21 protein-coding genes and 1 pseudogene are annotated in these 18,735 nt (G+C 54.8%); 13 read left to right on the plus strand and 9 right to left on the minus strand.

The genetic code is table 11. The features are described from left to right. From fliM to rcsA, 7 genes and pseudogenes are all read left to right on the plus strand, one after another. Entirely contained in the window at positions 1-1,005 is a 1,005-nt protein-coding gene (gene fliM / locus ACW9E7_RS12290) for a flagellar motor switch protein FliM (protein WP_008500320.1), read from the plus strand. Beyond that, positions 1,002-1,415 carry a flagellar motor switch protein FliN gene (gene fliN, locus ACW9E7_RS12295; protein ID WP_008500318.1) on the plus strand — a complete coding sequence of 138 codons (414 nt, stop codon included), beginning with the start codon at positions 1,002-1,004 and terminating at the stop codon, positions 1,413-1,415. The genes fliM and fliN overlap by 4 nt, the downstream gene beginning before the upstream one ends. A 2-nt stretch (positions 1,416-1,417) precedes the next feature. Continuing rightward, positions 1,418-1,792 carry a flagellar biosynthetic protein FliO gene (gene fliO / locus ACW9E7_RS12300; RefSeq protein WP_127731516.1) on the plus strand — a complete coding sequence of 125 codons (375 nt, stop codon included), beginning with the start codon at positions 1,418-1,420 and terminating at the stop codon, positions 1,790-1,792. Then, positions 1,792-2,529 carry a flagellar type III secretion system pore protein FliP gene (gene fliP / locus ACW9E7_RS12305; protein ID WP_023619313.1) on the plus strand — a complete coding sequence of 246 codons (738 nt, stop codon included), beginning with the start codon at positions 1,792-1,794 and terminating at the stop codon, positions 2,527-2,529. The genes fliO and fliP overlap by 1 nt, the downstream gene beginning before the upstream one ends. A 9-nt stretch (positions 2,530-2,538) precedes the next feature. Then, positions 2,539-2,808 (plus strand): flagellar biosynthesis protein FliQ, encoded by a 270-nt coding sequence (gene fliQ, locus ACW9E7_RS12310; protein ID WP_008500315.1) that lies wholly within the window; start codon positions 2,539-2,541, stop codon positions 2,806-2,808. A gap of 7 nt (positions 2,809-2,815) precedes the next feature. Beyond that, positions 2,816-3,608 (plus strand): annotated as a pseudogene (gene fliR / locus ACW9E7_RS12315) (flagellar biosynthetic protein FliR); the annotation flags it as partial. 287 nt (positions 3,609-3,895) lie between these two features. Further along, a complete protein-coding gene (gene rcsA / locus ACW9E7_RS12320) occupies positions 3,896-4,519 on the plus strand; it encodes a transcriptional regulator RcsA (protein WP_008500313.1) in 624 nt (207 codons plus the stop codon). A 101-nt stretch (positions 4,520-4,620) separates the two neighbouring features. Here the strand turns inward: rcsA and dsrB are convergent, their stop codons facing one another. Next, on the minus strand, positions 4,621-4,809 hold the full coding sequence (dsrB, locus tag ACW9E7_RS12325) for a protein DsrB (protein ID WP_008500312.1): 189 nt from the start codon (positions 4,807-4,809) through the stop codon (positions 4,621-4,623). Positions 4,810-4,945: 136 nt separating this feature from the next. Between dsrB and yodD the strand changes: the two genes are divergently transcribed. Together yodD and ACW9E7_RS12335 are read left to right on the plus strand one after the other, a co-directional pair. After that, positions 4,946-5,173: a YodD family peroxide/acid resistance protein gene (yodD, locus tag ACW9E7_RS12330; RefSeq protein ID WP_008500310.1), complete on the plus strand. Its 228-nt coding sequence runs from the start codon at positions 4,946-4,948 to the stop codon at positions 5,171-5,173. Positions 5,174-5,473: 300 nt separating this feature from the next. Then, the gene (locus ACW9E7_RS12335; RefSeq protein ID WP_325849456.1) at positions 5,474-6,274 is read left to right on the plus strand and encodes a mannosyl-3-phosphoglycerate phosphatase-related protein; all 801 of its coding nucleotides are present in this window, start codon (positions 5,474-5,476) and stop codon (positions 6,272-6,274) included. On the opposite strand, the gene dgcQ is transcribed toward ACW9E7_RS12335, so the two are convergent. From dgcQ to ACW9E7_RS12350, 3 genes are all read right to left on the minus strand, one after another. Then, on the minus strand, positions 6,259-7,959 hold the full coding sequence (gene dgcQ, locus ACW9E7_RS12340; RefSeq protein WP_458727832.1) for a cellulose biosynthesis regulator diguanylate cyclase DgcQ: 1,701 nt from the start codon (positions 7,957-7,959) through the stop codon (positions 6,259-6,261). The genes ACW9E7_RS12335 and dgcQ overlap by 16 nt on opposite strands. A gap of 73 nt (positions 7,960-8,032) precedes the next feature. Continuing rightward, positions 8,033-8,215: a YodC family protein gene (locus tag ACW9E7_RS12345; RefSeq protein ID WP_008500307.1), complete on the minus strand. Its 183-nt coding sequence runs from the start codon at positions 8,213-8,215 to the stop codon at positions 8,033-8,035. 78 nt (positions 8,216-8,293) lie between these two features. Continuing rightward, the gene (locus ACW9E7_RS12350) at positions 8,294-9,205 is read right to left on the minus strand and encodes a DUF808 domain-containing protein (protein ID WP_008500306.1); all 912 of its coding nucleotides are present in this window, start codon (positions 9,203-9,205) and stop codon (positions 8,294-8,296) included. Positions 9,206-9,383: 178 nt separating this feature from the next. Here ACW9E7_RS12350 and yedA point away from each other — a divergent pair, with 178 nt between their 5' ends. Continuing rightward, positions 9,384-10,298: a drug/metabolite exporter YedA gene (yedA, locus tag ACW9E7_RS12355; RefSeq protein WP_149366553.1), complete on the plus strand. Its 915-nt coding sequence runs from the start codon at positions 9,384-9,386 to the stop codon at positions 10,296-10,298. Here yedA and ACW9E7_RS12360 read toward each other — a convergent pair. From ACW9E7_RS12360 to ACW9E7_RS12370, 3 genes are all read right to left on the minus strand, one after another. Beyond that, positions 10,270-10,761, minus strand: coding sequence for a very short patch repair endonuclease (locus ACW9E7_RS12360; RefSeq protein ID WP_458727833.1), 492 nt, complete (start codon positions 10,759-10,761; stop codon positions 10,270-10,272). The two genes, yedA and ACW9E7_RS12360, sit on opposite strands and share 29 nt — an antisense overlap. After that, entirely contained in the window at positions 10,742-12,157 is a 1,416-nt protein-coding gene (locus ACW9E7_RS12365) for a DNA cytosine methyltransferase (RefSeq protein ID WP_458727834.1), read from the minus strand. The genes ACW9E7_RS12360 and ACW9E7_RS12365 overlap by 20 nt, the downstream gene beginning before the upstream one ends. 61 nt (positions 12,158-12,218) lie before the next feature. Further along, complete coding sequence (locus ACW9E7_RS12370; protein ID WP_127731528.1) at positions 12,219-12,920, minus strand: phosphohydrolase; 702 nt, start codon at positions 12,918-12,920, stop codon at positions 12,219-12,221. A gap of 284 nt (positions 12,921-13,204) precedes the next feature. Between ACW9E7_RS12370 and ompC the strand changes: the two genes are divergently transcribed. Further along, entirely contained in the window at positions 13,205-14,311 is a 1,107-nt protein-coding gene (gene ompC, locus ACW9E7_RS12375) for a porin OmpC (protein WP_252093204.1), read from the plus strand. Between the two features lie 53 nt (positions 14,312-14,364). On the opposite strand, the gene ACW9E7_RS12380 is transcribed toward ompC, so the two are convergent. Next, complete coding sequence (locus tag ACW9E7_RS12380; RefSeq protein ID WP_458727835.1) at positions 14,365-15,228, minus strand: N-acetylmuramic acid 6-phosphate etherase; 864 nt, start codon at positions 15,226-15,228, stop codon at positions 14,365-14,367. A gap of 164 nt (positions 15,229-15,392) precedes the next feature. Between ACW9E7_RS12380 and ACW9E7_RS12385 the strand changes: the two genes are divergently transcribed. Then, a complete protein-coding gene (locus ACW9E7_RS12385; RefSeq protein WP_115875739.1) occupies positions 15,393-17,009 on the plus strand; it encodes a sensor histidine kinase in 1,617 nt (538 codons plus the stop codon). After that, positions 17,006-17,725, plus strand: coding sequence for a two-component system response regulator DcuR (gene dcuR, locus ACW9E7_RS12390; protein WP_045908149.1), 720 nt, complete (start codon positions 17,006-17,008; stop codon positions 17,723-17,725). Before ACW9E7_RS12385 ends, dcuR begins: the two co-directional genes overlap by 4 nt. Here the strand turns inward: dcuR and ACW9E7_RS12395 are convergent. Further along, positions 17,706-18,668, minus strand: coding sequence for an FAD:protein FMN transferase (locus tag ACW9E7_RS12395; protein WP_458727836.1), 963 nt, complete (start codon positions 18,666-18,668; stop codon positions 17,706-17,708). The two genes, dcuR and ACW9E7_RS12395, sit on opposite strands and share 20 nt — an antisense overlap. Positions 18,669-18,735 lie beyond the last annotated feature (67 nt).

The following is an 18,735-nucleotide window of genomic DNA, read 5'->3' on the forward strand; positions in this document are numbered from 1 at the left end:
ATGGGCGACAGTATTCTTTCTCAGGCAGAAATCGATGCGCTGCTCAACGGCGACAGCGATAAAAGTGATGATCCGCAACCGGGTATTGGCGGCGATAGCGATATTCGTCCCTATGACCCGAATACCCAGCGTCGCGTGGTACGTGAACGTCTGCAGGCGCTGGAGATCATTAACGAACGTTTTGCACGTCAGTTCCGTATGGGGCTGTTTAACCTGCTGCGTCGTAGCCCGGATATTACGGTCGGTGCGATCCGCATTCAGCCGTACCATGAGTTTGCCCGCAACCTGCCGGTGCCAACCAACCTTAACCTGATTCATCTGAAGCCGCTGCGCGGCACCGGTCTGGTGGTGTTTTCGCCAAGCCTGGTGTTCATCGCGGTGGATAACCTGTTCGGCGGCGACGGGCGTTTCCCGACCAAAGTAGAAGGTCGTGAATTCACCCACACCGAACAGCGCGTTATTAACCGCATGCTGAAGCTGGCGCTGGAATCATACAGCGACGCGTGGAAAGCGATTAACCCGCTGGAAGTGGAGTACGTCCGTTCTGAGATGCAGGTGAAATTTACCAATATCACCACCTCCCCGAACGATATCGTTGTTAACACGCCGTTCCACGTGGAGATCGGTAACCTGACCGGCGAGTTCAACATCTGCCTGCCGTTCAGCATGATCGAACCGCTGCGCGAGCTGCTGGTTAACCCGCCGCTGGAGAACTCCCGCAACGAAGACCAGAACTGGCGTGAAAACCTGGTCCGCCAGGTCCAGCATTCGCAGCTTGAACTGGTGGCGAGCTTCGCCGATATCCCGCTGCGGTTATCTCAGATCCTGAAATTACAACCCGGCGATGTTTTGCCGATAGAAAAACCCGACCGCATTATTGCCCATGTGGATGGTGTCCCCGTGCTGACAAGCCAGTACGGCACGATTAACGGTCAGTATGCGTTACGCGTTGAGCACTTGATCAACCCGATTTTGAATTCGCTGAATGAGGAACAGCCCAAATGAGTGACATGAACAATCCGTCCGATGAAAACAGCGGAGCACTGGACGATCTGTGGGCTGACGCGTTAAACGAGCAAAAAGCGACCCCGGCCAAAAGCGCAGCGGATGCCGTATTCCAGCAGCTCGGCGGCGGTGACGTCAGCGGCACGCTGCAGGACATCGACCTGATCATGGATATCCCGGTTAAGCTGACCGTTGAGCTGGGACGCACCCGTATGACCATTAAAGAGCTGCTGCGCCTGACGCAGGGTTCCGTGGTGGCCCTTGACGGTCTGGCCGGTGAGCCGCTGGATATCCTGATCAACGGCTATCTGATTGCCCAGGGTGAAGTCGTAGTGGTTGCCGATAAATACGGCGTACGCATCACCGACATCATTACCCCGTCTGAACGTATGCGTCGTCTGAGCCGTTAAGCATGAAAACCCAGGCAACAATATCACAGCCTTCTGCCGTTCCCGGCTCACCTCTGCTCCAGGTGAGCGGGGCGTTGTTCGGTATTATTGCCTTTATTCTTATCGCCGCCTGGCTGGCAAAACGCTTTGGCCTGGCGGGTAAAACCGCCGGTGCCCGCGGCCTGAAGGTCAGCGCCAGCACCACCCTGGGTCCACGCGAACGCGTGGTCATCGTCGAGGTGGAAGATGCGCGTCTGGTTCTGGGCGTAACGGCCTCAAACATCAGCGTATTACACAAGCTGCCGCCCGCCCCTGTTGTGGTGGACGAGCGCGCAGAGGCCCCTGCGGATTTTCAGTCCGTCATGAAGAGTTTGCTTAAGCGTTCCGGGAGATCCTGATGCGCCGTTTGTTATCCCTGACGCTTGCGGGCGTTGCCCTGTTTGCTCCCGCGGTCTATGCACAGCTGCCCGGTCTGGTCTCAACCCCTCTCGCGGGCGGCGGACAAAGCTGGTCACTTCCCGTTCAGACGCTGGTGTTCATCACCTCGCTGACGTTTATTCCGGCCATCCTGCTGATGATGACCAGCTTCACCCGCATCATCATCGTTTTCGGTCTGCTGCGAAACGCGCTGGGCACCCCTTCCGCTCCGCCAAACCAGGTTCTGCTCGGGCTGGCGCTGTTTTTGACCTTTTTCATTATGTCGCCGGTGATCGATAAGATTTATACCGACGCCTATCAGCCGTTCAGCGAAGACAAAATCTCCATGCAGGAGGCGCTCGATAAAGGCGCACAGCCGCTGCGGGAATTTATGCTGCGCCAGACGCGCGAAGCCGACCTGGCCCTTTTCGCCCGCCTGTCCAACACCGGTGAGCTGCAAGGACCGGAAGCGGTGCCAATGCGTATTCTGCTGCCCGCCTATGTCACCAGCGAGCTGAAAACCGCGTTCCAGATTGGCTTTACCATCTTTATTCCGTTCCTGATTATCGATCTCGTGATCGCCAGCGTCCTGATGGCGCTCGGGATGATGATGGTGCCGCCCGCGACCATTGCCCTGCCGTTTAAGATCATGCTCTTTGTACTGGTCGACGGCTGGCAGCTGCTGGTCAGCTCGCTGGCGCAGAGTTTCTACAGTTAAGGAACGGCAATGACACCCGAATCGGTCATGATGATGGGCACGGAGGCGATGAAAATCGCGATTGCCGTTGCCGCGCCGCTGCTGCTTGTCGCGCTGGTTACCGGTCTGATTATCAGTATTCTGCAGGCCGCCACCCAGATAAACGAAATGACGCTGTCATTCATCCCGAAAATCATCGCCGTGTTCGTGGCGATCATCGTAGCCGGGCCGTGGATGCTGAACCTGTTGCTGGACTATATGCGCAACCTGTTTACCAACCTGCCGTACATCATCGGCTGACCTGACGATGCTGCACTTCACCAGCGACCAGTGGGTTCAGTGGCTCGGCGTCTACTTCTGGCCGATGCTGCGCATCATGGCGCTGATCTCCACCGCCCCCATTCTCAGCGAGAAATCGATACCCAAGCGCGTCAAGGTGGGACTGGGGATTATTATCTCCATTATCGTCGCGCCCTCTCTGCCCCCCGTGGATATTCCGATCTTCTCGGCGAACGCGGTGTGGGTGGCCTTGCAGCAGGTTATGATTGGCGTCGCCGTCGGCTTTACCATGCAGCTGGCCTTTGCCGCCGTGCGTACCGCGGGGGAACTGATTGGCCTGCAGATGGGGTTATCTTTTGCCACGTTTGTCGATCCCGGCAGTCATCTCAACATGCCCGTTCTGGCGCGCATTATCGATCTGCTCGCCATGCTGCTGTTCCTGTCGTTCAACGGCCATCTGTGGCTAATCTCCATGCTGGTGGACACGTTCCATACCCTGCCGATTGGCGAAAACCCGGTGAACAGCAACGCTTTCCTGGCGCTCACCCGAGCGGCGGGGCTGATCTTCCTGAACGGGCTGATGCTGGCGTTACCCATCATCACCCTGCTGCTGACCGTCAACCTGGCTTTAGGTTTACTCAACCGAATGGCGCCGCAGCTTTCGGTGTTTGTCATTGGTTTTCCGCTGACGCTGACGGTCGGAATTTTATTAATGTCATTACTGATGCCACTGATCGCTCCCTTCTGTGAACATTTATTCGGCGAGATATTCAACCTGTTAGCGGATATTGTCAGCGAGCTGCCACGTAAATAATATCCCTCACTGTTGCTATTGTCTTTCTGAGGATATTCCTAAAATAAAATGCGAAAAACATCTTCCAGGATATATCTGACGCGGTTTAATTGTTTCTAACCACCTCACAATACTTAATATTTACTTTACTTTAAGAAGATTCCTGGCAAATTATACGTAACTTTACGGGATAGTGAGTCCGCCTGAAAGTCTTTGTCATGCTCACAGGTTTATTATTTTTTTCCATCCCGTATGGCTGTTTTGAGCTCTCAGGCAGATGGTGAATTATCGTTACGCATTGAGTGAGGGTATGCCATGTCAACGATCATTATGGATTTATGCAGCTACACCCGGCTAGGGTTAACCGGGTACCTGGCAAGCAGAGGGGTAAGAAAGAGAGACATCAACGATGCACACACCGTTGACGAACTCGCAGCCGCTTGTGACGAACTAAAACCAGGCGTGGTGTTTATTAATGAGGACTGTTTCATTCACGATCCAGCCAACAGTCAGCACATTAAGCAAATCATTAATCAGCATCCAAAAACCCTGTTTATTGTTTTTATGGCGATCGCGAATATCCATTTCGATGAGTATTTGTTGGTCCGTAAAAATTTATTGATCAGTTCTAAATCGATTAAACCCGAGTCGCTGGATGACATTTTGGGTGATTATTTGAATAAAGAAGTTAAAAATGTAGGAGCGGTTAACTTACCCACCCTATCATTAAGCAGGACTGAATCAAGTATGCTGCGAATGTGGATGGCGGGACAAGGAACTATTCAGATCTCCGACCAGATGAATATTAAAGCGAAAACCGTTTCGTCACACAAAGGAAATATTAAACGGAAAATTAAAACGCATAATAAGCAAGTGATCTACCATGTGGTACGCCTGACCGATAATGTGACGAACGGGATTTTCGTTAACATGCGTTAGTCGCTTAAGACCCTGTGCACCCTACCTTTGATCTCTGGCCTGGCCAGAGATTTTTGCTTCTGCAGAGGATGTCGGGCCGCGATGCGCTACCCGACGCCATGTTAGTCTGCTTTCTCAACAAAGATACCGTCAGGATGCCCCAGTTCGTTAAAAAACCAAATGCCGAGCGGGTAGTCTTCCAGTGATACCAGGTACATTGTCCCTTCACTAAACTCTTCAATTGCCAGCACCACACCCGGGCGGCGCGGCCCACCGTCCGTTTTAACGGTTACCCGATCGTTGACCTTCATACATTCCTCCTCTGGTTTTGAGCCAGTGTAGAACAAAACGCAAAAACACACATCGCCGCCCGGCGTGAATGGCGTTTTTATACACAGGCTATACTTAACCCTGGACACGTTTGCAGGTTGAAAGAGGAGTCCCGCAATGAAGACCGATAAAGAGTACAGCGACACCATCAAGCGCGAAGTCGAGGTGGATGTCGATGCCCTGCTGGCCGCCATCAATGAGATCAGTGAGTCAGAAGTCCGCCGGTCGGACGACAATTCGGACCGCGTCATTGTCAACGGAAGGGATTATCACACCTATCGTGAGCTGGCGGAGGCCTTCGAGCTCGATATTCACGACTTTAGCGTGTCTGAAGCCAATCGTTAGGGCGAAAAAAATCCCGGTCATGGGGATGACCGGGATCAAAACTTGCTTATGCAAGAAGCACTTGAAAATTCGTTACACCAGGAAATCTGATGTACAAGCCACACTATCCCCAACGAATTTGTCTGACAAGCATATATTCTTATGATGAATATAATATTTTTAACATAATGCTTTTCGCTATGAGCAATAACATATGCCGAATGCGGGTTTGCCAGGGAATACTCTCATTTCTCCTGTTAACAATTCGGTTATTTTTAGGAATTTTCTTAGATAAGGACGCAGCCGTTACCGGGAGCCACTATGCCTTCACTGCGGGATAACTTGCTGATTTTTTCTGACCTGGACGGCTCGTTGCTGGATATTCATACCTATGAGTGGCAACCCGCCATGCCCTGGCTGGACAAACTGCTGGATAATCAGATTCCGGTCATTCTCTGCAGCAGCAAGACCGCGGCGGAGATGCTGGATATCCAGCAGGATCTTGGGCTTGAAGGCTTGCCTTTTATTGCCGAGAACGGCGCGGTGATTCAGCCTGACGTGCGCTGGGATAAGGTTCAGCGCCAGACCAGAGGGATGACGCACCGGGATATCCGTCCGCGGATCGAGCAGATTCGTCTGCAGACGGGCTTTAAATTCACCACCTTTGACGATGTGGATGAGCACGTTATCAGCGAGTGGACCGGGTTGACGCGCTACCGTTCGGCGCTTGCCCGCAAGCATGAAGCGTCCGTCACGCTCATCTGGCGCGATACCGACGAGAAAATGGTTCAGTTTGAAGAGGAACTGGCGAATATCGGCCTGAAATGCCTGCAGGGTGCGCGGTTCTGGCATATTCTGGACGCCCGCTGCGGCAAAGACGTAGCGGTGAACTGGCTGATTGAACAGTATCGCGAGCAGGACGAGATCGAGCCCACCACGCTGGGGCTCGGCGATGGCCCTAACGATGCGCCGCTGCTCGACAGCGTTGACTTCGCGGTGGTCATCAAGGGGATTAACCGCCAGGGCATCACGCTACGGGATGATAACCCTGCCCGCGTTTATCACACCCAGCAGCCCGGCCCGGCAGGCTGGCGGGAGGGGCTGGATCACTTCCTGTCCTGATCTCGCCACACGACCCGGTTACGCCCGCTCTGCTTGGCCTCATAGAGCCGGACGTCCGCCACGGACTGCAGCTGCTCAAAATCGTAGTTACCCGCTTCATCCGCGCTGCTGACCCCCAGCGACGCGCTGATGCGCAGGGTCGTGCTCTTCTTCACCAGGATCTCCTTACTGTTGATTCGGCAACGAATGCGATCCGCGACGCCTCTCGCCTCCTCCAGACCAATCCCCGGCAGGACGACGCAAAACTCTTCCCCGCCCACACGCCCTGCCACATCATTCTTGCGTAACGCGCTGGCAATCAGTCCTGCCGTGTGGGAGAGCACCTTATCACCGGCCTGATGGCCGAACCGGTCGTTGATGTTTTTAAAATGGTCGAGATCGATCTGAATCACCGAGAACGGCAGCGACTGCTGGCGACAGGTTTCTGCCAGCATTTTTGCGCGGTCGAACAGCGCGCCGCGATTATTCAGCCGCGTAAGCGGATCGTGCCAGGCCTGCCACTGGAGGGAGTGCTGAAGCGTATACATGTTACTCACCATCCGGCGGATCACCAGCCACGAGATCAACAGCATGGCGGTAAAGAGCGCCCACAGCAGCGCCAGTACGATACTGATGCTACCGAAGTCGTCCTGTACCCCTTGATGCAGAGTGTGGATCCGCAGGACGACGCCATCGAAGTGATCGAGCCGCTCCCAGGTAATAAACCGGCTCCCGAGGCGGATACCGCCGCCGGTATCATGCTCAATCGCCTGGGCAATCTGCGCCGCTTCGCGTTCGTCAAAATGGTTAACCGGGCTTCCCGCGTGGGCTGAGGTGGCGATCATATTTAGCCGGGTATCGTACAGCTGATACTCTCCCTCCGTTCGATCTTCCGTCGCATCGGCCAGCAGACGCTGCATCGTGCTCAATGTAAAGTCCATCGCCACGACGCCGTACCAGTAACGATCGAAATAGATGGGGACGCTGGCGGTGATCGTTCGTTCATCCCCGGTCCAGGATGAAGGCGTGGAGATAAACCAGCGCACGGCGCGGGCGCGGTTGTTACGTTCTGACTGCTGGGTAAACCAGGACTGCGTGACCAGATTATAATAGCGGGCGGTAATATCACCCGCCCGATCCGGCGTATCCGTGGAAAGGAAAAATCCGGCGCGGGAGACGTAGATCACTCGCGCTTCCGTTTGAGCTCTCGACGACGCCAGTCTGAGCAAATAGCCCACTTCGAGCGCGGCAGAAATTTCATGGCTTATGCGTTCAGCGTCCCGATTGAGAAGCGTGGTTTTTTCGACAAAGGCGTCCGAGACCCCGTTAATGGGAAGGGTACGTTTTTTATCAACGGCAAGCTGCCAGGTGGGGAGCATGCGGACGGTATTAAAGCGTGACACCGCATCCTGTAAGACTTCAAAGGCCAGCGGCGTCTCGATTGCGTCATGCATGCCCTGGCGAAATAACAGCAGCCTGTCGATGCTGTTCTGTAACTGCCTGTCCAGAGAACTGGCCACCGTATCCAGATGATTGCGCTGGCTGGAGATGTATGCCTCTTCCAGCACCACCACCTCACGCCAGGTAAGTAGAGTGGAAAATACCAGAACGATCATAAAACAGAGATTAACAATCCGCCCCGGATTGCTACGCTTATGCAGCCATTGCAAAAAAGATTGTCTTACAACAAAGGTATCGCGCTGCACACACACTCCATGATCGCTACCTAACACCCAGTACTTGAGATAAAAACGCCCGGCAAAGCCGGGCGTTATGTGATTAAGCCTTGTCCCGCTTGTGCTGCCCGTCACCCGGCTGAAGCTCATCTTCACGAAATGCTTCCCGCTTGATGCTATAGCCATCGTGCCACCGGCATTCCACCATTCCGCTGGAATACCCGGTGACGATCATACGTGGGCCGCCCTTTTTAGGCTTAACTTCATCACTGACCAAAAAGACCATACCTGCCTCCTGTATCAGGGTGAAACTGTTTCAATTTAGACGAGGAATGGTCTTTTTGCATCCTGCCACGGGTAACAATTAGTGCGACGTGCCGCGAATTTTCTCAACCAGCTTCACCGCCGCAACGACGATAGCGCCAATGATAAAGCCCAGCACCAGATTCAGCAGGGTGGGCAGAATCGCCGCGATAACGGCCCCCTGCGTGGAGGAGAAATGCTCGATGGCATGGTGCAGGGGCGCAATACCGTGAACCACAATTCCGCCGCCCACGAGGAACATCGCCAGCGTGCCCACCACCGACAAACTCTTCATCAGCCAGGGCGCCAGCACCAGCAGGCTTTTGCCGATGCCTCTTGCTACCGCGCTCGACTTTTCTTCCAGCCAGTAGCCAATATCGTCCAGCTTGACGATTAGTCCCACCAGACCGTACACGCCCACGGTGACCAGAATCGCAATGCCGGAGAGGATCAGCACCTGGTTCAGAAGCGGCGCGTCAGAGACAATCCCCAGCGTAATCGCGACGATTTCCGCAGACAGGATAAAGTCGGTCCGAATGGCGCCTTTGACCTTATCGCGCTCGAAGGTTTTCGGATCCTGCGCGGCCAGCGCTTCTAGACGCTGCTGGCGCACCTCCGGCGTATCGCTCTGCTTGCGCGCGCTAAAGGAGTGGAGCACCTTCTCCACACCCTCGAAGCAGAGAAATGCCCCACCAATCATCAGTAACGGCGTGATGGCCCAGGGGATAAAGGCGCTGATCAGCAGCGCCAGCGGCACCAGGATCACCTTATTCAGGAAAGAGCCTTTCGCCACGCCCCACACCACCGGCAGTTCACGGTTTGCCCTCACCCCACTCACCTGCTGGGCGTTCAACGATAAATCATCGCCCAGCACGCCTGCGGTTTTTTTCGCCGCCAGTTTCCCCATCACTGAAATGTCGTCCAGTAAGGTGGCAATATCATCCAGCAATGTTAATAAGCTACTTCCTGCCAAAATCTTAATCCTTCATTTTTTGGTAATTAAGTGAATAGTATGGAGCAAAAGCGCCAACCCGGAAACAGGCACCTTACGTCAACAAAAAATTCACATCTGCCACACAATTAAAGGGCTCGCCAGCGAGATAGTTTTCGCGTTTACTATCAGCGAACTTTTTATTTCGTCGTGAGGGATTATGCGTTTCCGGCAATTGCTACCGCTCATCGGGGCACTCTTTTCGCTGTACATCATCTGGGGGTCAACCTACTTTGTCATTCGCATCGGCGTGGAAAGCTGGCCGCCATTGATGATGGCGGGCATTCGCTTCCTCTCGGCGGGCATCCTGCTGCTGGCCTTCCTGCTGCTGCGCGGGCATAAGCTTCCCCCGCTGCGTCCGATGCTGAATGCTGCCCTGATCGGCCTGCTGCTGCTGGCTGTGGGGAACGGATTTGTGACGATTGCCGAGCACCAGAACGTACCGTCCGGGATCGCCGCCGTGGTCGTTGCCACCGTACCGCTGTTTACCCTGTGCTTCAGCCGCCTCTTTGGTATCCGCACCCGCAAGCTGGAGTGGCTGGGTATTGGGATTGGCCTTGCTGGCATCATTCTGCTGAATAGCGGCGGTAACCTGAGCGGGAATCCGTGGGGTGCAGTCATCATCCTGATTGGCTCGATGAGCTGGGCGTTTGGTTCCGTGTACGGTTCGCGTATCGAACTGCCTACCGGCATGATGGCGGGCGCAATCGAGATGCTTGCCGCCGGGATTGTACTGCTGCTCGCCTCCATGCTTACGGGAGAAAAGCTGACAACCCTGCCGCCGCTGTCGGGCTTGCTGGCGGTAGGCTACCTGGCGCTGTTCGGCTCTATCATCGCCATTAACGCCTATATGTTCCTGATCCGCAATGTCTCTCCGGCTGTCGCCACCAGCTACGCTTACGTCAACCCGGTCGTGGCCGTGCTGCTCGGGACAGGACTGGGGGGAGAAACGCTCTCTCCAGTGGAATGGATTGCATTAGGGATCATTGTGTTTGCCGTCGTGCTGGTCACGCTGGGCAAATATTTGCTGCCGGCAAAACCGGTGGTCACGCCTTGCGAGGCGGAGAAATCGTAAGCAGGTGAATGCCCTGCGTGTCGATCTGCGCGGTCTGGCCGCCGCCGCAGATCCACTCTTCAAGCCGTTCGGTCAGATCGGTATCATTCAGCTTTAATCTGCCTCTCAGCGCACACTCCCAGACAATCAGCACCCGCCAGCCTTGCTCAATAAGCGTCGAGAGGTCCCGCTCGTCGCGCTCGACGTTTTTAGCAATCTTATCCAGCCAGAAATCGGTGCGCGTCGCGGGGACTTTAAACAGGTAGCAGTCGTGATGGTGCCAGAAACAGCCGTGAGTAAAGATGATGCACTGCCAGGCGTCGATGACGAAATCGGGACGCCCCGCCAGGGCGGCATCCTGGACGCGGAAGTCAAACCCCGCCTGCGTCAGCAGCGCGGCCAGGCGTTTTTCAATCGCGGTGTCACGCGTGCCGATGGCACGCATGTTTTTGCTGCGCGTCGCCTTATCGTGAACGTCCGTCATTGACGGCCTCACTCTGGCGGAGCGCCACCGCCTGCCTGATGCGCGAGGCCAGCAGCTTTGCGACCGCCGCAAACGCGGGAACGACCACCGAATTACCAAACTGGCGGTACGCCTGGGTATCCGAAACCGGAATCCGGAAACCGTAGCCTTGCGGCGTTTCAAAGCCCATCAGCCGGGCGCATTCCCGCGGCGTTAAGCGTCTCGGACGGTGACGCTGGTTGTGCGGATCGTCGAAATCTTTTTCACCCAGCGCCTTGTCCCATCCTCTGTCGATCAGGATTTCCGCGCCGTCTTTATAGTAGCGAGCAGACAGCGTGCGGGTGACGCTGTGCGGATCGTTAGGGTTTACCATCCCAAAGCCGAAGCCGTTGCCTTTGGCCTGGTGCTTCTTGGCATAGCGGTAGAGGTATTTCCACAGCACCGGGGTCAGGATAAATTTCGCGTCGACGACCGGTTCCAGCAGGTCGGCCACGGTGGGGCGGCGCTCGGGATACAGGGAAGGAATATCCCGAAGGGTAAAATCGCCTTTCAGATTGAGATCGCGTCGGAAGCCCACCAGCACGATACGTTCGCGATGCTGGGGCAGGAAATGTTTCCCATCAATAATTTTAGGATCGTCCGCTCCCATGTCCTCTGAATCGGCCACGTCATAACCCAGCTCATCCAGGGTTTGCATAATAATGCGGAAGGTTTTCCCGCCGTCGTGGCTTTTTAAATTTTTGACGTTTTCCAGCACAAAGATGGGCGGGCGGCGGGCGTCAATAATGCGCGCCACATCAAAAAAAAGCGTTCCCTGCGTATCGCAGGCGAAACCGTGCGCGCGTCCAAGGGCATTCTTTTTGGAGACGCCCGCCAGCGAGAAGGGCTGACAAGGGAAGCCTGCCAGCAGCACGTCATGCGCCGGGATCGTCTGACGAATGTGCTCGGCGGCCTGTTCATCGCTCACGCCGCTTTTATGGCTCAGGGTCACATCGCGAATATCCGCGTTGAAATGATGCTCGTTCGGATCGCAGTACCAGTTAGCCTTGTAGGTGCGTACGGCATGTTTGTTCCACTCGCTGGTAAACACGCACTGTCCGCCGATGGCTTCAAAACCGTGCCGAATGCCGCCGATACCGGCAAAAAGATCGATAAACCGGAAGGCGTAGTTCGGGTGCGCGGCAGAAGGACGCGGAAGCAGGTTTTGCAGATAACGATACTCGCCTTCACTCAGGCGACGCCCTGCTCGCTCGCTGGTGAGCAGGCGTTTAAGGATCGCCGGGCTCCAGTGGCTCTCGCCGTGCGCCATCAGCAAACTGGCCAGCGTTTTAGCATCATAGATATCCAACAGCTGGCGCAGTAATGCCTGCACCGTTGCCGTTGTTTTCTCAGCCTGCGCGGGCGCGGGCTCTGTCACTGATCGATTTTCCTGCATTCTTTTAACCGGAGAATAAAGACTGGGAACAGATTACCACAGTTCAGTTGCGCAAACTGCGACGGAAACGGCTCAGCACCTGGCTATCCAGCCCGAGGCAGTCGCCGTGTAATTCGGCGCTGAGTTTCGCCATAAACTGGATCAGGAAATCGGCATTGTGACGTGCCAGTTCGCGGCCCATGTCCGTTTGCATTGTATCAGGCAATCGCAGCAGCTTGGTCTGAAAATGGTCGAGGGCAAACGCACGGTCGTCGAGGGGACGCGCATCGGCGAAGGGATCGTTAGCATCAAAAAGCGACACGCCCAGCGCGCCCGAGACGGCAAAAACGCGCGCCAGGCCGATAGCGCCTAACGCTTCCAGCCGGTCTGCATCCTGCACAATTTTGGCCTCCATGCTCTGCGGCGCAATCCCGGCGCTGAAGCTGTGCGCCTCAATCGCGTGCCCGACGGCGGCAATATGCTCTGGCGGAAAGTCCGGGAAGTCGTGGCGCAAAATGTCGCTCGTCTTAAGCGCCGCGAGCCGTGACGACCGGCTGCGTTCAGGATGGTTTTTCGGCAGGCTGACAATATCGTGAAAATAGCATGCGGTCAGAATCACCAGCGGCTCGACCATGTGGTGAACCATGATTTTTTGCGCCGTCATCCAGACCCGACGAAAATGCGAAATATCATGTGCGGTATCGTCGGTGCTGTGATTCTCCTCGAGCCAGTGCTCAAATCGTTGCTGCCACCGGGCAAGTTCCATCGTCATGTCCTGTCGTCTAAAAGAGAAAGAATTATAACACAGGCAAATTAAACCAATTAAAAAATAGAAGCTCGAAATACTTAATAATAATTACACCATATAAATTCAAGTAACTAATTCACAGGAAAAATAAAGAGACCAATTGAAATATTTAGCAATATTTAAAAGGTTTTAATTACATTTGTTTTTAGAACTAAATAACACATCCTGGAATAGTATCCATCCTGTAATTGCGGAGAGTGATTACATATATTCATATAAATTATCTTTCAAGGGAATATATAATGAAAAGAAAAGTTTTGGCAATTATTGCACCTGCATTATTAATTGCAGGCATAGCAAATGCGGCTGAAGTTTACAACAGCAATGGCAATAAACTCGACCTGTACGGTAAAGTAGATGGTCTGCATTATTTCTCTGACGACACGGGATCAGATGGCGACGTAAGCTACGTTCGTCTGGGCTTCAAAGGCGAAACGCAGATCAACGACCTGCTGAGCGGCTATGGCCAGTGGGAATATAATATTCAGGCTAACAAAACAGAGAACTCAGGCAATCAGTCATGGACACGCCTTGGCTTCGCTGGTCTGAAATTTGGTGAATACGGTTCATTCGACTACGGTCGTAACTACGGCGTGGTTTACGATGTTGAAGGCTGGACCGATATGCTGCCTGAGTTCGGCGGAGATTCCTATACCTATACCGATAACTTTATGACCGGTCGTACAAACGGTGTTGCAACCTACCGTAATAACGATTTCTTTGGTCTGGCTCAGGGCCTGGATTTCGCTATTCAGTATCAAGGCAATAACGAAAGCGCCTCTAACGATCAGGAAGGTACTAACAATGGTCGTGATATCCGCAAAGAAAACGGAGACGGTTGGGGTATTTCAACCTCCTACGATTTCGGTATGGGATTCAACGCCGCCGCTGCATATGCTTCATCTGACCGTACCAACGACCAGGTTACCAAAACAACAGCCGGTGGTGACAAGGCTGACGTCTGGACTGTTGGCTTGAAATACGATGCCAACGATATCTATCTGGCAACCATGTATGCAGAAACCCGCAATATGACGCCTTACGGTGACTTCGGCGTTGCTAATAAAACTCAGAACTTTGAAGTGACAGCGCAGTATCAGTTTGATTTCGGCCTGCGCCCTGCGATCTCTTTCCTGATGTCTAAAGGTAAGGATCTGAATTCCTTCTACGGAAGTGATAAAGATCTGGTGAAATATGCTGACGTGGGTGCGACCTATTATTTCAACAAAAATATGTCCACCTATGTTGACTACAAAATCAACCTGCTGGATGAAGATGACGATTTCTACAACGCGAATGGCATCAGCACCGATGACATCGTAGCAGTCGGTCTTGTTTATCAGTTCTAATCCCCAAAATACCAAAGGCCGCAATTGCGGCCTTTTATATTTCTTCATTTTTATTATGGCGCTTCCTGCAGCGCCACCCGAATAAACCCGTTATTCTGCGCCAGCAGTTCATGGGCCTTCCACGCATCCAGCCCTGTCAGCACCATCAATACCGCCGTTTTACAGTGATGGTTACAGCTCTCCAGCGCGGCTTTTGCCTCCGCCCGGGAGCATCCCCCCGCTTCCATCACAATGGCGATTTGGCGTTCGGCCCATTTGGTGTTGCTTGCCTCAAGATCCACGCGCAGGTTGCTGTAAACCCGTCCGGTCCGAACGGCCAGCCCTGTAGCGATCATTGAGAGGATCATTTTCTGCGCAATCCCCGCTTTGGTGTTGATATAGCCTGCGACGACATCGGCACCCAGCTCCGGAGCGATAATCATGCTCGCCAGATGCGCGGCTTCACTTTGCGCATCGCCGGTAATGATGGCCACCGGCGAACCCAGCGACCACGCATGGCGCATTGCCCCCCAGACCCACGGCGTTTTTCCGCTGACGGTCACGGCCAGCATCATATCGTGTTCACCAAACTTAATGGCCTGCAGATCGGCGACGCCGCGCTCGTAGCTCCCCTCCCCTTCTTGTGCCGTAACGGCAATCACCGGGGTTTTGCCCGGCGCATACTCATCGGTAACCTGTTGCGCAACGCGCCCAGACGGCCCCGCGCCAACGATGACCAGGCGACCGCCGTGGCTGAGCGAGGCGGCAGCGTTGTCTACCACGCGTGCAATAGTATCTAAACAGGGGGTAATAGCAGCAGAAATGAGTGCATCATCCTGGTGAATGACTTTCAGCATGTCCAGCGTGGACAATCTATCAATATTCATCGTGCTGGCGTGCCGTCTTTCCCTGACCGAACCGGTAAGCATAACGCTCATAAACAGCCTCCTTATTATGAGTACCCATACACTATAAAGTGTTTTATATAGATGACCTGCGAGGAGAGTCACGAAAAGAGGACCAAATCCACGCCTTTACATGGCTTTAAGAAAAGCGCGTCATCGGCGATAATTACCCCTTTCTTAATCATCGCGGAGTGTTGATGAGCGATTTGCAGCCTTTCCTTCCGACGCGCAAGCGCCCCATGAAACTCAATACGCTGGTCACGCTGATGGTGTGCGCGATTATTGCCTCTGTGCTGCTGGTGGTCTTTGCGCTCTACTCCGTACAAATCACCCGGGCGACCCGCGATGATGTTAAAGACACTGCGCTCGGCATTGCCCGCACCCTCGCCGACAGCCCCGAGATACAGCGCGGCCTGATGCAGGCACCGCAGGAGAATATTATTCAGCCCATCGCCCAGGCGGTGACGAAGCGAAACGATCTGCTGTTCACCGTGGTCACCGATATGCGCGGGATCCGCTATTCACACCCGAACGAGGCGCTGCTGGGGCTGCATTTTATCGGCGATGATTTAACCCCTGCGCTGGAAGGCAAAGAGAACGTATCGGTTAACCGGGGCGCGCTCGCCGAAGCGCTGCGCGTTTTTACGCCCGTCTACGACGGCCAGCACGAGCAGATCGGCGTGGTGGTAGTCGGTATCTCCCTGAATAAGGTTGAAGAGCAGATTGCCCGCGGGCGGCTAAACGCCGTCTGGACCATTTTATTCAGTATTTTTATGAGCTCCATGGCAATTTGGGGTCTGGTGCGGGTACTGAAACGCATCCTGTTCGGGCTCGAACCTTACGAAATTTCCGCCCTGTTCGAACAGCGTCAGGCAATGCTGCAGTCGCTTCGCGAAGGGGTTCTGGCCGTCGATATTCACGGGCGCGTGACGATGATCAACCAGACCGCCAGAGAAATATTGCTTCTCCCCTCCGGCAAGCAGACCGAAAACGCCAGCGCGCCCCTGCTGGCCAGCCTGCGTGACGTCTCGAAGACGGGCGTTGCGCGCCAGGATCAGGAGATCAGCTGCAACGGTAGGCTATTGCTGTGCAACATGGTCCCCGTGAAAAGTCAGGATCGGGTGATCGGCGCCATCACCACCTTTCGTGATAAAACGGAAATCAGCCAGCTGATGCAGCGTCTGGACGGCATGGTTAACTACGTCGATGCCCTGCGCGCCCACACCCACGAGTTTATGAATAAACTGCATGTGATACTCGGCCTGCTGAATATTAAGCGCTACGACAAGCTGGAAGAGTACATTCTCCAGACGGCACATCATTACCAGACGGATATCGGTACGATACAGAGCAAGGTAAAATCCCCGGTGGTTGCCGGGTTCCTGCTGGGTAAAATCAACCGGGCGAAAGAAGCGGGCGTCACCCTGACGCTGGCGGATGAAAGCCAGATACCGGATACCGCAAGTGAAGAGCAGGTCGCGGTGCTGATCACCGCGCTGGGCAACCTCATTGAAAATGCGCTCGACGCGATGGAAGGACAGCAGGAGGGCGAGATCGGCCTGCTGCTGCATTATCAGAACGGCTGGCTCAGCTGTGAAGTCAGCGACGATGGCCCCGGCATTGATCCCACTCAGCTGGAGTCTATTTTTACAAAGGGCTTCTCAACAAAAGGTGAAAACCGCGGCGTTGGGCTGTTCCTTGCTCGCCAGCAGATTCAGAACCTTGGCGGCGATATCTCCGTCGAGTCTGAGCCCGGCGTATTTACCCAATTTTTTGTTCACATCCCCTGGGATAGCGAGAGGAAAATCGCGTGATAAATGTGTTAATTGTCGATGATGACGCCATGGTGGCCGACCTCAACCGTCTGTACGTCAACCGCGTTGAAGGCTTTACCTGCTGTGGCGTCGCCTCCACGCTAAACCAGGCCGAGGCCATCATTAATGACCCCAGCCATCCTGTCGATCTGGTGCTGCTGGATGTCTATATGCAGCAGGATAACGGGCTGGATCTGCTGCCCGTCATTCGCGCATCCGGCCGCCCAATCGACGTGATCATGATCACCTCGGCCGCCGACGCCGCCACGATCCAGACCTCCATTCACTACGGCGTGGTGGATTATTTGATCAAGCCGTTCCAGTTCCCGCGCTTTGAAGAGGCGCTGAACGGCTGGAAGGCAAAGCACAGCCTGATGGGGTCGCATCAGTATTACGAGCAGGCGGACGTCGACCGTCTGATCCACGGCGGGGCACCGGAACTGGCGGACAGCAAAAAGCTGCCGAAAGGGTTAACGCCGCAAACGCTTCGCACGATTTGCCAGTGGATTGACGCACACCCGGAGACGGAGTTTTCTACCGACGATCTGGCAAACGCGGTCAATATTTCCCGCGTGTCCTGCCGCAAATATCTGATCTGGCTGGCGCAAATCAATATTCTGTTCACCAGCATTCACTACGGCGCCACCGGGCGTCCGGTGTATCGCTACCGCCTCCAGCCGGAGCAAACGGGCCTGCTCAAGCAATACTGTCAGTAACGCGGTAGGTATCATCCAGCAGGGTAAAGCGGAAGTGGTGTGCTGAAGAGAACACCACTTCTTTTGTTTTGGTCACAAAGATCGCTTCTATGTCGGGACGCGCGCGCAGCGCAGCGCGGCCCTTCTCCACGCCCATGCCGTACATCAGCGTGGTCCAGATATCGCCGTCGATGGAATCTTTTGAAATGATGGTCACGCTGTCCAGTTCGTTATCGAGCGGGTAACCGGTGCGCGGATCGAGAATATGGTGATAGCGTTTGCCGTTTTGCTCAAAGTAGCGCTCGTAGGTTCCCGACGTCACGACGGACAGGTTCTCTACGGTCATCGTGCCGATCAGCGCATCCCCGGCGAACGGTTTTTTCAGCCCCACGCTCCAGCCCCCTTCCGGCGAGCCTAACGTCTGAATGTTTCCACCGAGGTTGATCAGCCCCAGCTCAGCGCCCTCTTTATGCAGGTAATCCCGCACCCTGTCGGCGATATAGCCTTTGGCAATCGCCCCCAGATCGATCTCCATCCCCGCCCGGGTCAGAAACACGCTGCTGCTGGCCTCATCAAGGAGAACATCCTCGGGGCGGGTAATCGCCAGCAGCGAGGCGATATCATCGGCAGGCGGAACGCTGTCCCCCTGAAAGCCAATTTTCCAGCGCTTCACCAGCGGACCGATCGCCAGGTTAAAGGCGCTGTCCTTGAGCAGGCTTGCCGCTTTTGCACAGCGGATCAGATCAAACACCGGCCGACTGACGGTGACCGGATGCTGGCCCGCCGCATGGTTGATGTCCATCACCTGCGAGCGCGCGCGGTTGACGGTGAGCAGGTCTTCATACTGTTTGATCAGGCGAAACACGCGGGACGCGAGGGCTTCGTCATGGGAGAAGAGCTTCAGGAGGATGGGAGACCCCATCAGGACGGCGGAGTAGCTGTAAACGCGATGGCTATCAGGCATGGCAGGAGTCCTCAGCTGTAGCCCCCGGCTGGCACCGCGCCGCCGGGGAAAATGCCGGATAGCGCTG

Source organism: Enterobacter sp. H2G27 (assembly GCF_054403075.1).

Coding starts and splice junctions, on each gene's coding strand:
- fliM (WP_008500320.1), top strand. CDS start 1: ATGGGCGACAGTATTCTTTCTCAGGCAGAAATCGATGCGCTGCTCAAC.
- fliN (WP_008500318.1), top strand. CDS start 1,002: ATGAGTGACATGAACAATCCGTCCGATGAAAACAGCGGAGCACTGGAC.
- fliO (WP_127731516.1), top strand. CDS start 1,418: ATGAAAACCCAGGCAACAATATCACAGCCTTCTGCCGTTCCCGGCTCA.
- fliP (WP_023619313.1), top strand. CDS start 1,792: ATGCGCCGTTTGTTATCCCTGACGCTTGCGGGCGTTGCCCTGTTTGCT.
- fliQ (WP_008500315.1), top strand. CDS start 2,539: ATGACACCCGAATCGGTCATGATGATGGGCACGGAGGCGATGAAAATC.
- rcsA (WP_008500313.1), top strand. CDS start 3,896: ATGTCAACGATCATTATGGATTTATGCAGCTACACCCGGCTAGGGTTA.
- dsrB (WP_008500312.1), bottom strand. CDS start 4,809: ATGAAGGTCAACGATCGGGTAACCGTTAAAACGGACGGTGGGCCGCGC.
- yodD (WP_008500310.1), top strand. CDS start 4,946: ATGAAGACCGATAAAGAGTACAGCGACACCATCAAGCGCGAAGTCGAG.
- ACW9E7_RS12335 (WP_325849456.1), top strand. CDS start 5,474: ATGCCTTCACTGCGGGATAACTTGCTGATTTTTTCTGACCTGGACGGC.
- ACW9E7_RS12345 (WP_008500307.1), bottom strand. CDS start 8,215: ATGGTCTTTTTGGTCAGTGATGAAGTTAAGCCTAAAAAGGGCGGCCCA.
- yedA (WP_149366553.1), top strand. CDS start 9,384: ATGCGTTTCCGGCAATTGCTACCGCTCATCGGGGCACTCTTTTCGCTG.
- ACW9E7_RS12360 (WP_458727833.1), bottom strand. CDS start 10,761: ATGACGGACGTTCACGATAAGGCGACGCGCAGCAAAAACATGCGTGCC.
- ACW9E7_RS12370 (WP_127731528.1), bottom strand. CDS start 12,920: ATGGAACTTGCCCGGTGGCAGCAACGATTTGAGCACTGGCTCGAGGAG.
- ompC (WP_252093204.1), top strand. CDS start 13,205: ATGAAAAGAAAAGTTTTGGCAATTATTGCACCTGCATTATTAATTGCA.
- ACW9E7_RS12380 (WP_458727835.1), bottom strand. CDS start 15,228: ATGAGCGTTATGCTTACCGGTTCGGTCAGGGAAAGACGGCACGCCAGC.
- ACW9E7_RS12385 (WP_115875739.1), top strand. CDS start 15,393: ATGAGCGATTTGCAGCCTTTCCTTCCGACGCGCAAGCGCCCCATGAAA.
- ACW9E7_RS12395 (WP_458727836.1), bottom strand. CDS start 18,668: ATGCCTGATAGCCATCGCGTTTACAGCTACTCCGCCGTCCTGATGGGG.